The organism is Rhizobium sp. UBA1881 (assembly GCF_002338015.1).
In the GTDB taxonomy this organism is placed as follows: Bacteria; Pseudomonadota; Alphaproteobacteria; order Rhizobiales; family Rhizobiaceae; genus Rhizobium.
Window position 1 is genome coordinate 1 of record NZ_DDHH01000142.1, and the last position, 12,941, is coordinate 12,941.

The window sequence follows — 12,941 nt, forward strand, 5'->3', positions numbered from 1 at the left end:
AAAGGGCGTCCCTCGGGGCGCCCTTTTTCAGTGGGCGGTATCAAGGTCCGTGAAATATAAGAAATCCACTATGAGTTTTCGCAGGGTTGCGACCTTAAATTAGATATTGGTTGTATACCGGGCGTTAACTCTCGCGGCATGATCATCGGTTGTGAGAGCTTCGGTGGATGCGATCTGAGATAGTTGTTACTTGCTGTCAGGATTTGCCCCATAAATCTTCGAGGAACGCGTTCCTGATGCCTCTCCTAACAACGCGCAACGCCAATGGCTGGCGTCGCAGGCAAGGGGATGGGAATGTTCGGTCTGGCATCTGATGCGGGATATATCCTCGGTGCGATTTCAAAATCGCAAGCAATCATCGAGTTCGATCTGAAAGGCAATGTGCTGAAGGCGAACGAGAATTTCTGCAATGCTCTCGGCTACAGCCTTTCCGACATTGTCGGCAAGCACCACAGCATGTTCTGCGAGCCGGCGCTGGCGGCATCGCAGGAGTATCGCGATTTCTGGGCCCGGCTTGGCCGCGGCGAATATGATGCGGGCGCCTACAAGCGGCTGGCGAAGGGTGGCCGTGAGATCTGGATCCAGGCCTCCTACAACCCGGTTTTCAAACACGGCAAGCCGTTCAAGGTGGTGAAGCTCGCGTCCGATATCACGGATGCCAAGAACAAGGCGGTCGAGGACGCCGGCAAGCTGGATGCGATCTCTCGTTCGCAGGCGGTCATCGAGTTCAAGCCGACAGGCGAGATCATCACGGCCAATGAAAACTTCTGCAACGGTCTCGGCTATTCGCTGAATGAGATCGTCGGCAAGCATCACAGCATGTTCTGCGAGCCCTCCTACGCACGAACCGAGGAATACGCCAACTTCTGGCGCCGGCTGGCGGCGGGTGAGTTTATCGCCAACGAATTCGTTCGCTACGGCAAGGGCGGCAAGGAGATCTGGATCCAGGCGGCCTATAATCCGATCACCGATGCCAATGGCCGGGTTTACAAGGTGGTCAAGTTCGCCACTGACGTAACGCAGCGCATGAGCGCCATCAGCCTGCTTGGGCAGGCGCTGCGCGGGCTTTCCGAGGGCGATCTGACGAAGACGGTGGAGACCGCCTTCGTGCCGTCGATGGAGCAACTGCGGCATGACTTCAACGCGACGATTGCCCGGCTCTCGGAGACCATGAAGACCGTCGGCGAGAACGCGCATGCAATCGCAGCCGGTTCGCGCGAGATCGGCTCGACGGCCGATTCATTCTCGAAGCGCACGGAGCAGCAGGCGGCCTCCGTCGAGGAGACAGCGGCGGCGCTGGAGGAGATCACCACGACGGTCAACGATTCCAGCCATCGCGCCGACGAGGCCGGCAAGCTGGTGTCGCAAACCAAGAAGGGGGCGGAGCAATCCGGCCAGGTCGTTCGCAGCGCCGTGGCGGCGATGGACCAGATCGAGCAGTCGTCGCGCGAGATCACCAATATCATTGGCGTCATCGACGACATCGCGTTCCAGACCAATCTTCTCGCGCTGAACGCCGGTGTCGAGGCGGCGCGGGCGGGCGAGGCGGGCAAAGGCTTCGCGGTCGTGGCGCAGGAGGTGCGCGAACTGGCGCAGCGCTCGGCCAGTGCGGCCAAGGAGATCAAGTCGCTGATCACCAAGTCCAGCGAGCTGGTGCGCAACGGGGTCGATCTGGTCGGGCAGACGGGAAAGGCGCTGGAGACCATCGTCAGCCAGGTCAACGACATCAATGTCAATGTCGTGGCGATCGTCGAAGGCTCGAAGGAGCAGGCGACGGGGCTGAAGGAGATCAATCAGGCGGTCAACCAGCTCGACCAATCCACGCAGCAGAACGCGGCCATGGTCGAGGAGAGCACGGCGGCAAGCCACAAGCTGGCGGCCGAGGCAGAGACGCTGCGCGGGCTGATCGCGCAGTTCAAGCTCAGCGAGGCCTACGCCATCAGGCCGCCGTCCAGGGCAGCGCAGAGCTCGCCTGCCCTGCATCTGGTCTCGCGTGTGGCAAGAGCCCACGGCATGGCGGCACCGGTGGCCGATAGCTGGGAAGAATTCTGATCGTCATATCAGAATGATCGAGACGGCCGGTATCGCTTAAAGGCGGTGCCGGCCGTTTCATTTTGGCGCGCGAGGTAAATGATGGAATGCGTATCATTGATTGTATAAAACGTCGCTTATATTCCAGAACGGGTACACATCGCACGCCCCTGTTTCGCCTCATTCCACCTAGCCGTCTCATCCTGCTGCAATCCGTCCCATTTGTGGCTTCATATGTCTACGGTTGTGCCAACATTCTCCATTAGCTGTTCATAATATGTTATCCGTCTTGCGAGGCTTACAAAACCTATACGCGAAACACATTGAAATGTTAGAATTTACGCATATTCTTGTTTTCATGTAGAGGCGGGCTGGCTTCCACTCTCGGTTACAGACCGCCGCTTCGGGAATGCGCGCTTCCCTTCATTGGTTTCGACTGCCTGGGCATTGGGTCCGGCAGCATCTCGTGGAGGTTGGAATGAACTATAGTGCATCGAAATATGCTGTCCTGGCAGTAAGTTGCGCCGCTTTGCTGGCTCCGCTGCCCGCGAGCGCCTTTGACGTCGGCGGCAGCAATGGTCTCAGCATCGGGACCAGCAATGGGCTGAGCGTATCGCTCGGCGGCGCCAATGGCGTCAATGCGAATGTCGGCGGAAACGGCAATGTTGCAACCGCATCGGTCGGCGGCGCCAGTGGCGTCAATGCAAACGTCGGTAGCAACTCGAGTGGCGGCCTTGGCGTCTCGGCGTCGGTTGGCGGCTCCAGCGGTGTCGGCACGAACACCTCTATAGGTGGTGGCAGTGGTGGCGGCCTCGGCGTCAGCAATACCGCGAGCGTCGGCGGATCGCGCGGGCTCAACACGGGTGTCAACGCCAATGTCGGCGGCTCCAGCCTGCTGGGCGCGAAGGCCAAGGTGGCTCTCGGCACCAACACGCTGCTGAACCTCAATCTCGGCCTGCCGGGAACCGATGATCCGCAGAACCCGAACAACCCGACCAATGGTACCAATGGCACCAACGGAACCAACGGGCGCAACAGCACCAACAACATGAATAGCAGGCAGCTCCAGGCCTTCAACGACATGTCATCAGGTGACCGGGCGAAGATGAAGGTACGCTGCAAGGATATCCTGGCCGGTGGCGGCGGCGGCTTCGACGGCAGCCTCGTCAAGCTCTGCAAGATGGTCATCGCGATGCGCTAAGCGGCGCTCGCCCGGCGAGCCGGTTGCGAGATGTCTCCCAAGCAGCGAGTATCGCGCCGCCTAATCACCAACAGGCAGGCGTGCGCGATACGCCTGCTGGGTTCACGAAGCCCGGGATCGTCAGGATCAGCGTTAGAAACAGGGGTGCGGCATGATTGCCGCACTTTTCATTTGTGGGTCGCAGCCAACGCGGTCCAGGCCGTGCGGTCAGCTTGCGCTGTACTTCACCGCCGTGATGGTCACCGGCCCGTACTGGGTCGGGATGCGAACGAAGACAGGCGCTATGACGTTGGCCGCATCGGCCTTGGCAAACCAGATTTCCATGCGGCTGCTCTTGCTCAGATACTCGATGTCGCTGCGGCCCTTCTTGTAGCCCGAGCGAGGCACGAAGCGCACGTTGCAGACGGTTGCCTTGCCGGTGAAGCCCTGCGTGGAAAAATCCTTCGATCCGCTCGGCGACAGCACGAGATCCATGCGCATCTCGCCGTCATAGATCGGCAGTTTCTGCGCGCAGACATTGGTGTCGGCGGGGAAGATCAGGCCGGAAATGGGGTCGAGCACGGCGCGCATGTCGCTTGCGGGGACGTTGACCCAGTTCTTCGGTGGCTGGCGTGGCGGCTTCACTGTCGTCGAGGTGATGTTGCCGTTGGAGTAGCGGACATCATAGGTGCGGGCGCGCTTGCCGCTCTTGTAATAGAGCAGATAGTGGTCCGCCTGCATGCGGTTGCCGCGCAGCCGGCCGTCAACGCTGGTCTTGGCCGATATGGTGGTGACGAGATCGGCGAGGCCGGCGGAGCTGATATCGCCGGAGACGCGATAGGTCTTGTCGTCCTCGATGCGGGTCATGAAGGCGGCGCGGGCGATGGTGATGATGCCGAGCGCGACCTTGTATTCGGTATGATGCACGACCTCGGCGGCGCCTGCCGGAATGGCCATCAGGCCCGCCAAGGCGGAAATGAAAATGCGTTTGCCCCAATGAGCCATGAATTGAACCTTGTTCGGTGCGCTGGTCAGGTCGCGAGATACGGTCTATACGCCTGTCGTGGCCTTTAGAGAACAAAAGCTTTTTGACGGAATTGCGAGGCTTTTGGACTGAATCGCCGGAAAGGCCAAGGTTTGGCTTGACGCGCACGGTCTGTCTGATTATAGAACCGCAACTTTCCAATCATGGCCTGATGGATTGCAAGCTCGACTTTGCGCGGGTCGGCAATCGATGGCCGAGAAAAACAAGAATAGGTGTCCCATGTCCCGCATGTGCGAATTGACCGGCAAGGCAGTCCTCGTTGGCAACAATGTCAGCCATGCCAACAACAAGACCAAGCGCCGGTTCCTCCCGAACCTGTGCCAGGTTACGCTGATCTCCGACGCGCTCGGCCAGCGTTACCGTCTTCGCGTTTCGGCTGCTGCTCTGCGTACCGTCGAGCACCGCGGTGGTCTCGATGCTTTCCTGATCAAGGCAAGCGAAAACGAACTTTCGATGCGCGCTCGTCTGCTGCGCCGCCAGATCGTCAAGAAGACCGCTGAAACGGCTGTTGCTGCCTAAGCAACAACCGACATTTAGCTATACGGCTTCAAAAGGCTTGCACGGATAATCCCGTTCAAGCCTTTTGCTTTGCCGGACTGTTCCTCCAACTGGTGGCATACCCCAGGATAAAAAAATGCTTCAGACGCGCTATACCCTTATCTACGTCGCCCTGATGACGCTCGTCGTCGTCTCGTCGAACTTCCTCGTGCAGTTCCCGCTGAACGTCACGTTCGCAGGCGTCAATCTCGCCGATCTCTTGACCTGGGGTGCCTTCACCTATCCGGTCGCCTTCCTGATCACCGATCTCACCAACCGTCAGTTCGGGCCGCAGGCGGCGCGCAAGGTGGTGTTTGCCGGCTTCCTCGTCGGCGTGGCGCTCTCCTTCTTCACATCGGTGCCGCGCATCGCTATCGCTTCCGGTACGGCCTATCTCGCCGGTCAGTTGCTCGATATCGCGCTGTTCAACCGCCTGCGCCGGCAGGCCTGGTGGCGTGCGCCGCTGGTCGGCTCGCTGCTCGGCTCCATGCTCGACACGGTGATCTTCTTCTCGCTGTCGTTCGCCGCCTTCTTCGTCTTCCTCGGTCCGAACGAGCCGTTCGCGCTCGAGGCGTCGCCCGTTCTCGGCGTTTTCACCGCCGAGGCGCCGCGCTGGATTTCCTGGGCGATCGGCGATTTCTGGGTGAAGCTCCTGGTCGGTCTCGTGATGCTTCTGCCCTACGGCGCGCTGATGAGCGTGCTCAGGCCGATGCAGGGCGCCCGCGCGGCCAGCTGATCCTCGATAAAATCTAACGGCGGCGCTTCATCATGAAAGCGCCGTCGCCATTTTCGGGCGGTCGCGGACATATTGCCGGGGCGAGCAGCCCATGATCCGCTTGAAGGCCGTGCTGAAGGCCGCCTCGGACTCATAGCCGAGCGACGGCGCGATGACCGAGATCGGGTCGCGGGAGTTTTCCAGCCGGTTGCCGGCAAGCAGCATGCGCCATTGCGCCAGATACTCCATCGGCGATGTCCCGACCGTTTCCCTGAATTTCTGCGCAAATGTGGAGCGCGACATGCCGGCGCGCGAGGCAAGCGCCTGCAGCGTCCAGCGTTCGGCCGGGCTGTCGTGGATCGCCGATATCGCAGCACTCATCTGCCTGTCGGCCAGCGCGAAGAGCCAGCCGACGCCGTTGTTCGAGCGATCAGCCAGATGCAGCCGCAGCGCTTGCACGAGGATCATGTGGGCGAGGTGCTCGACGATCAGGAAGCCGCCTGGCTGCGGCGCGCGCAGTTCCTGCATCATCTGCTCGACGGCAAAGCGCAAGGCCGCCTGGCTCTGCTCGTCGCGCAGGAGCACGATCGGCGGCAGCATTTTCAGCAGGATATCGGCGTGACTGCCGGCAAGGCCGAAGCGGCAGCTGACGATCGAGAAATCGCGGCCATCGTTGAGCGAGACGATGCCATCCTTGCGTGGGCCGAGGAAGATCGTGGCGGCCGGGATTGTCTCAAGTGCGAGATCGGTGGCGAGCCTGAACGGCCGGCCGCGTGGGAGCAGAAAGCTGTCGCCGGGGCGCAGATGGACCGGATCATCAATACCCTCGACGCTGAGCCAGCAGGAGCCCGACACGATAGCGCCGCACTTGATGCCGCCTTGCTGGTCCGGAAACTGGATCGCCCAATTGCCGCCCGCCTCCATGCCGGCGGAGAGATAGTTCTGCGGCTTCAGCAGCGAAAGCACGTTTGAGAGAGGGTCCATTGAAAACTCCGGACGATCGCGAAGATATTCCGGACAATACAACATGGACCGTATCGCCTCAAGGTCCTAGCTTGTCCTCGACACGCCCGCACTCGACACGTCTGCATCGGCGGGTGCGTTGCAGCAAGCAAGGAGATGACCATGCGCGTTTTCGTTACCGGTGCCACCGGCTTTGTCGGCTCGGCCGTCGTTCAGGATCTCATTCAGGCCGGCCATCAGGTGCTAGGTCTCGCCCGCTCGGATGCTTCGGCCGCGTCGCTTAAGGCCGCAGGGGCTGAGGTTCATCGCGGCGATCTTGAGGATCTCGACAGCCTGTGCTGGGGGGCTGATGCCTGCGACGGCGTGATCCATACGGGCTTCATCCACGACTTCTCCAAGTTCAAGGAGAATTGCGAGATCGACGGGCGCGCCATCGAGGCGATGGGCAAGGTGCTCTCGGGCACCGGCCGGCATATGGTCGTGACCTCGGGGACGGGTCTGCTGGCGCCGGGCGCTGTCGCCACGGAAGAGATGGCAGCACCCTCGTCGCCGGCCATTCCGCGCGTCTCGGAGAAGGCCGCGCTGTCAATGGTGCCTGATGGCCTCAGCGCCTCGGTGGTTCGCCTGCCGCCCTCCGTGCATGGCGATGGCGACCATGGCTTCGTGCCGATCGTCATCGGCCTCGCGCGCGAGAAAGGCGCCTCGGCCCATATCGGCGACGGCATGAACCATTGGCCGGCGGTGCATCGTCTCGATACCGGCAGCCTCTACCGGCTGGCGCTGGAGAAGGCGCGGCCAAGTGCGCGCTACCATGGCGTGGCGGAGGAGGGGATCCCGTTTCGCGAGATCGCCGGCGTCATCGGCAAGCGGCTGGGCCTGCCTGTCGTCTCGAAGTCGCCGGAAGAGGCGGCCGAGCATTTCGGCTGGTTCACGCATTTCGCGTCGATCAACAACCGGGCGTCCAGCGCCTGGACGCGGGAGACGCTCGGTTGGAAGCCGACACATCAGGGGCTGATCGCCGATCTCGACCAGCCGGCCTACTTCGGGGGCTGACGCGCCCCTCTAATCAGAGGCGGCGGTGTCGGCCGATGGGCCGGGCTGCCGCTCGTCCAGCTTGAATTCCAGCATCAGGTTGCGCTGGAGGATCGAGTGGTTGTCGTCGGAGACGAGAATGACATGGGTGCTGCCGTCGTCGGCGGTGAAGGTGTCGAGGCCTTCCATGTTGTCGATCTGGTAGCCGAAATCGCCCTGGATCAATATCTCGCCATCCATGACACTGCCGGGCTTGATATCGGCCGACTTGATGCGGCGGATGCGCATGCCGATGCCTTCAGCCAGATTGAAGCGGCGCTCCAGCAGCAGGAGATCGCCATTCGGCAGGAAGGCGCCATCGGTGGCGTCGAAGTCGCCGTAATGGGCAAGCGCCAGCTTACCCTTCAGCGGTCCGTCCAGGATCGCGGCATAGGCGTTGCCGTCATCGTCAAGGCTGCGCTCGGCGACGATCAGCGTGCCGCCCTTGAGCGGGCTCGATGGCGGCGAGACGGCGATCGTCTCGAAGCCGCGATTGGCGCGCAGTTGCTTCTTCTCGAAGGGGATGGGCAGCGTGTCGAGCGCGCGGGAGGTCTCGAAACCGGGATCGGGATAGAGATCGACGCGGTGAAACTGCTCATATGAGACCAGCACCTTGCCGTCCTTCAGCGCGACGCCCTCAGCATCCATCAGTGCCTTGCCCTCGAGGATCTTGCCGACGCGGTCGCGCATCGGGGTGATCTCGACATCGGCAAGTCCGCTCAGGCTGCCGTCCGCGCCGCGCTCGATGCGGCCGGTCATCCAGTGGCCGGTATCGAGGACGCCGACGAAATGCTTCTGGTCATCGCGAAAACGGATGGAGGACAGCGAGCCGAAGAGGCGGTTGGGGGAGACCATTTCCAGGCCGCCCACGAATTCGAAGGGCCCGAAGCGCTTCTCGTCGGAGCCGATCTTGAAGTTCGAGATGATGCTGCTTCTCACTTCCGCCGCCGGCGTCTCGGCCAGGGCGGATGTGCCGGCTGCAAGTGAGGTGGCCAGCATGAGGGCTCCAGCGAAACAAGGTCGGAACGCCGGAGCCAGTTGCTTCATGGGCGATCAGCCTGCACGGCGGGCGCGTCCGCCTCGCGGCTGGGAAGCCTGGTCCTCGAAGAGCGAGGCCAGCTGTTCGGTCATGGCGCCTGCGAGCTCGTCCGCATCGACGATGGTGACGGCGCGGCGATAGTAGCGCGTGACGTCGTGGCCGATGCCGATGGCGAGCAGTTCGACCGGAGAGCGGGTCTCGATACGCTCGATGACCGCGCGCAGGTGGCGCTCCAGATAGTTGCCCGGATTGACCGAGAGCGTCGAATCGTCGACCGGCGCGCCGTCGGAGATCATCATCAGGATCTTGCGCTGCTCGCGCCGCGCGATCAGGCGGTCATGCGCCCACATCAGCGCTTCGCCGTCGATGTTTTCCTTGAGCAGGCCTTCGCGCATCATCAGGCCGAGATTGGTGCGCGAGCGGCGCCATGGGGCGTCGGCGGACTTGTAGATGATGTGGCGCAGGTCGTTCAGGCGGCCCGGCGTCTGCGGCTTGCCGTTGGCGAGCCACTGTTCACGCGCCTGTCCGCCCTTCCAGGCCTTGGTGGTGAAGCCCAGGATTTCGACCTTGACGCCGCAGCGCTCCAGCGTGCGGGCGAGAATGTCGGCGCAGGTGGCGGCAACCGTGATCGGGCGGCCGCGCATGGAGCCGGAATTGTCGATCAGCAGCGTCACGACCGTATCGCGGAACTGCGTGTCGCGCTCCTTCTTGAAGGAGAGCGCCTGGGTGGGGTCGATGATCAGGCGGGTCAAGCGGGCCGGATCGAGATAGCCCTCTTCGAGGTCGAAGTCCCAGGAGCGGTTCTGCTGCGCCATCAGGCGGCGCTGCAGGCGGTTGGCAAGACGGCCGACGGCGCCCTGGAGATGGGCGAGCTGCTTGTCGAGGAAGGCGCGCAGGCGCTCCAGCTCGGCGGCGTCGCACAGTTCCTCGGCGGTGATCGTCTCGTCGAACTCCTCGGTGAAGACGTGGTAGTCGACCTTTTCGTTGAAATCGTCGAAGGGCGTGTTCGGACGGCGAGTTTCGCCCGGCGTCTCGCTGTCGTCCTCGCCCTCTTCCTGCATGTCGTCGTCGGAGATCTCGGCGCCTTCGGTCTCGCCGTCCTCCATCTGCTCGTCGGCGACTTCGCTGTCCTCGACGGGGGCGGCATCCGAGCCGGCATCGTCCTCGACATCGTCGTCGTTCTGGTCTTCGCCGCTCGGCTTGTCTTCCTCGTCCTGCTGGTCGTCAGAATCGGGATCGCTGTCGTCGTCGCCATACTCCTCGGCCATTTCCATGGCCGTGAGCATGTTGCGGATGACCTTGGAGAAGGCCTGCTGGTCGTTGATGACGCCGGTCAGGTTCTCGAGATCCTTGCCGGCCTTGTCCTCGATGAAGGAGCGCCAGAGATCGAGCACCTTGCCGGCCGATTCCGGTGGCTTCTCGCCTGTCAGCTTTTCGCGCACCATCATGGCGACGGCTTCGCCGACGGGTGCGTCTTCCTGGCGTTCGATGCCGGAGAAGTTCGCCTTGGCGTATTTCTCCGTCGTCATCGAGCGCAGATTGCTGGCAACGCCTTCCATGCGCAGCGCGCCGATCGATTCCACGCGCGCCTGCTCGACGGCGTCGAAGATGGCGCGGGCGTCGGAGCCCTGCGGCGCCATCGTCGCGTGCACCTTCTCGTCATGGCAGGCGAGACGCAGCGCCATCGAATCGCCGAGCCCGCGAGTGACCGCAAGCTCGTGCATCGTCGGGCGCTTGGACAGTTCCGGCAGGCGGATGCGCTCGGCGGTCATGCCCGGCCGCTCGTTGGCGAAGGTCACTTCGACCTCGCCGTCGCCGGCGATCGCGCGCACGCTGCCGGTTATCGCCCGGCGCAGCGGCTCCACGTCGACGGGTGCACCGGGCTTTGCTTTCGAATTGTCACCACGCGCTGCCATGATCCGTTAGCCTCAGGCCTCCAGGACGATGTTGGCGGCGCTTTCCTTCAGCTCGACGCCGAAGGCGCGCTGATAGTGTTCGGCAACCAGCGGACGCTCCAGTTCGTCGCACTTGTTGAGGAAGGTGACGCGGAAGGCGAAGGCGAGGTCACCGAAGATCTCGGCATTCTCGGCCCAGGTGATGACGGTACGCGGGCTCATGACGGTCGAGAGGTCGCCGTTCATGAAGGAGGCGCGGGTGAGATCGGCGACGCGGACCATCTTGGAGACGGTGTCGCGGCCGTTCTTGTCCTTGCCGAAGCTCTTCACCTTGGCGGCGACAATATTCACTTCGTGCTCGTGCGGCAGGTAGTTCAGCGTCGAGATGATCGACCAGCGGTCCATCTGCGCCTGGTTGATCTGCTGCGTGCCGTGATAGAGGCCGGTCGTGTCGCCGAGGCCGATCGTGTTGGCGGTGGCGAACAGGCGGAAGGCCGGGTGCGGGCGGATAACGCGGCTCTGGTCGAGCAGCGTCAGGCGGCCGGAAGATTCCAGAACGCGCTGGATGACGAACATGACGTCCGGGCGGCCGGCGTCGTATTCGTCGAAGACGAGCGCGACATTGTGCTGGTAGGCCCAGGGCAGGATGCCGTCCTTGAATTCGGTGACCTGCAGGCCGTCCTTGACGACGATGGCGTCCTTGCCGACGAGATCGATACGGCTGACGTGGCTGTCGAGGTTGATACGGACGCATGGCCAGTTGAGGCGGGCGGCGACCTGCTCGATATGCGAGGACTTGCCGGTGCCGTGGTAGCCGGAGATCATCACGCGTCGGTTATGAGCGAAGCCGGCAATGATGGCGAGCGTGGTTTCGCGATCGAAGAGATAGTCGGGATCGAGATCCGGAACATAGGCGCTGCCCTGGCTGTAGGCCGGAACGCGGATGTCGGAATCGATGCCGAAGACCTCCCTGACCGAAACGGTGGTGTCCGGAAGTTCCGAGATATCAAGGTCAATCTTGCTCATCATGTCTCCAAGGCGGGTGGCCGACACCCTGCCATACTGTCTCAGCTCGTTTCGCGATCATGGCGTCGCGGGTGGCCCACGCGCTCATGTCTGAACGTCGGCGATGCTTCTCCGGGACTGAAACGAAACCTCGGGGGCGATCAAATCACCGCCTGCGAGCATTCTTGACGATAGTCCCGGACAAGAAACGCCGCGTCCGGAAGTGGCCGAGGCGCCTGTGAGACAAACGCGGAAAAAGGTGCCGCGGTTGCCTGCGGCCTCAGCCGATTTGGACCATACCCGATTGAAGACCAAGAGCAAGGACGGGAATTAACAAAAACCGTTCTGCTTCAATAATTGATAGGCCTGGATCACCGCGCGGAAGCGCTCTTCTGAACCACGGTCGCCGCCGTTCGCGTCGGGATGGTGCTTCTTCACCAGTTCCTTGTAGCGGCTCTTGATCTCGGACGATGTGGCGTTGGCCGCGAGATTCATCGTGTCGAAGGCCTTGGCTTCCAGGCTCTTCAGCTTGCGCTGCTCGGGAAAGCGCGGGCCGCTGCTCTTGTTTTCCTTGACGAAGCCGAAGGGATCGCGAACCCGCGTATAGGCGCCGGAGCGGATATCCGACTGGATGGGGCTATCCTTGGCCGACTTGTTGACGCCGACCGTCCAGGTCGGGCGGTGGCCGGTGATTGCTTCCTTCTGGTAGCGCGCGATCTCGCCGTCCGAGAGGCCGGAGAAATAGTTGTAGCCCTTGTTGTACTCTTTGACGTGCTCGAAGCAGAAGAGAAAGAACTGCCCCTCGGCATTGCGTCCGACGGGAGCGCGATGCACGCCTTTCTTGTCGCAGCCGTCCCACTGACAGGACGGGGGAGCCTGTTCGGGTTCCTGCTCGCGTTTGCGGCGGGTGCGGATGCGATCGAAATATTTGGAATCAAGTCTCATGACGGCGCTAATTATGGGGCTCAGAATGGGTGAGGACAAGAATTGACAAACGGGAATGTTGCTGGCTTGGTGGGAACCTTTTTCTCAAGGCAGCAAGATCGGCTCATGACAGTTCAATCCTCCATCGAAGAGAAGCTCACCGCGGCATTCGCGCCGGAGCGGCTTGATGTCATCAACGAAAGCCATCTGCATGCCGGCCATCACCCTGACGTTACAGGGGAAGGCGAGACCCATATGCGGGTCAGGATCGTCTCCGCATCGTTTGCCGGCATGACACGGCTGGCGCGTCACCGGGCGATCACGGAGCTTCTGAAACCTGAACTGGATGCGGGGTTGCATGCGCTGGCAGTGGAGCCGGCGGCGCCCGGAGAGCCGGTGCGCTGGTAAGCCGACACCGCGTCATATGGGCGCGGTGCGGCGATTTCGCAAGGATGGCGGGCCGCTTCTAACGAATCAGAAGAGCCGTCGCGTAGAGGCCGAAGCCGAAGACGGTGTGGGCGACGAGGCCGAGGAAG

12 protein-coding genes are annotated in these 12,941 nt (G+C 62.3%); 6 read left to right on the forward strand and 6 right to left on the reverse strand.

The window, feature by feature from the left end; all coding sequences use genetic code 11:
- Positions 1 to 294 precede the first annotated feature (294 nt).
- A complete protein-coding gene (locus B3605_RS17375) occupies positions 295 to 2,052 on the forward strand; it encodes a methyl-accepting chemotaxis protein (RefSeq protein ID WP_112943816.1) in 1,758 nt (585 codons plus the stop codon).
- A gap of 457 nt (positions 2,053 to 2,509) precedes the next feature.
- Entirely contained in the window at positions 2,510 to 3,232 is a 723-nt protein-coding gene (locus B3605_RS17380) for a hypothetical protein (protein WP_111564849.1), read from the forward strand.
- A 207-nt stretch (positions 3,233 to 3,439) separates the two neighbouring features.
- Here B3605_RS17380 and B3605_RS17385 read toward each other — a convergent pair whose 3' ends face one another.
- Positions 3,440 to 4,216: a DUF3108 domain-containing protein gene (locus B3605_RS17385; protein WP_112943782.1), complete on the reverse strand. Its 777-nt coding sequence runs from the start codon at positions 4,214 to 4,216 to the stop codon at positions 3,440 to 3,442.
- Positions 4,217 to 4,475: 259 nt separating this feature from the next.
- Between B3605_RS17385 and rpmB the strand changes: the two genes are divergently transcribed.
- A complete protein-coding gene (rpmB, locus tag B3605_RS17390) occupies positions 4,476 to 4,775 on the forward strand; it encodes a 50S ribosomal protein L28 (RefSeq protein WP_026283561.1) in 300 nt (99 codons plus the stop codon).
- 115 nt (positions 4,776 to 4,890) lie between these two features.
- Positions 4,891 to 5,529, forward strand: coding sequence for a queuosine precursor transporter (locus B3605_RS17395; RefSeq protein ID WP_112943783.1), 639 nt, complete (start codon positions 4,891 to 4,893; stop codon positions 5,527 to 5,529).
- A gap of 30 nt (positions 5,530 to 5,559) precedes the next feature.
- Here B3605_RS17395 and B3605_RS17400 read toward each other — a convergent pair whose 3' ends face one another.
- Positions 5,560 to 6,492 carry an AraC family transcriptional regulator gene (locus tag B3605_RS17400; RefSeq protein ID WP_112943784.1) on the reverse strand — a complete coding sequence of 311 codons (933 nt, stop codon included), beginning with the start codon at positions 6,490 to 6,492 and terminating at the stop codon, positions 5,560 to 5,562.
- Positions 6,493 to 6,633: 141 nt separating this feature from the next.
- Between B3605_RS17400 and B3605_RS17405 the strand changes: the two genes are divergently transcribed.
- On the forward strand, positions 6,634 to 7,524 hold the full coding sequence (locus B3605_RS17405; RefSeq protein WP_112943785.1) for an SDR family oxidoreductase: 891 nt from the start codon (positions 6,634 to 6,636) through the stop codon (positions 7,522 to 7,524).
- 9 nt (positions 7,525 to 7,533) lie between these two features.
- Here B3605_RS17405 and B3605_RS17410 read toward each other — a convergent pair whose 3' ends face one another.
- The 4 genes from B3605_RS17410 to B3605_RS17425 all read right to left on the reverse strand — a co-directional run bounded on the left by B3605_RS17410 (position 7,534) and on the right by B3605_RS17425 (position 12,426).
- Positions 7,534 to 8,541: an esterase-like activity of phytase family protein gene (locus tag B3605_RS17410; RefSeq protein ID WP_296435251.1), complete on the reverse strand. Its 1,008-nt coding sequence runs from the start codon at positions 8,539 to 8,541 to the stop codon at positions 7,534 to 7,536.
- Between the two features lie 54 nt (positions 8,542 to 8,595).
- Positions 8,596 to 10,497: a cobaltochelatase subunit CobT gene (gene cobT, locus B3605_RS17415; protein WP_112943787.1), complete on the reverse strand. Its 1,902-nt coding sequence runs from the start codon at positions 10,495 to 10,497 to the stop codon at positions 8,596 to 8,598.
- A 12-nt stretch (positions 10,498 to 10,509) separates the two neighbouring features.
- Entirely contained in the window at positions 10,510 to 11,502 is a 993-nt protein-coding gene (gene cobS, locus B3605_RS17420) for a cobaltochelatase subunit CobS (RefSeq protein WP_018901558.1), read from the reverse strand.
- Between the two features lie 309 nt (positions 11,503 to 11,811).
- Positions 11,812 to 12,426: a J domain-containing protein gene (locus B3605_RS17425; protein ID WP_018901559.1), complete on the reverse strand. Its 615-nt coding sequence runs from the start codon at positions 12,424 to 12,426 to the stop codon at positions 11,812 to 11,814.
- Between the two features lie 105 nt (positions 12,427 to 12,531).
- Here B3605_RS17425 and B3605_RS17430 point away from each other — a divergent pair, with 105 nt between their 5' ends.
- Complete coding sequence (locus tag B3605_RS17430; RefSeq protein ID WP_047508549.1) at positions 12,532 to 12,813, forward strand: BolA family protein; 282 nt, start codon at positions 12,532 to 12,534, stop codon at positions 12,811 to 12,813.
- Positions 12,814 to 12,941: the final 128 nt, after the last annotated feature.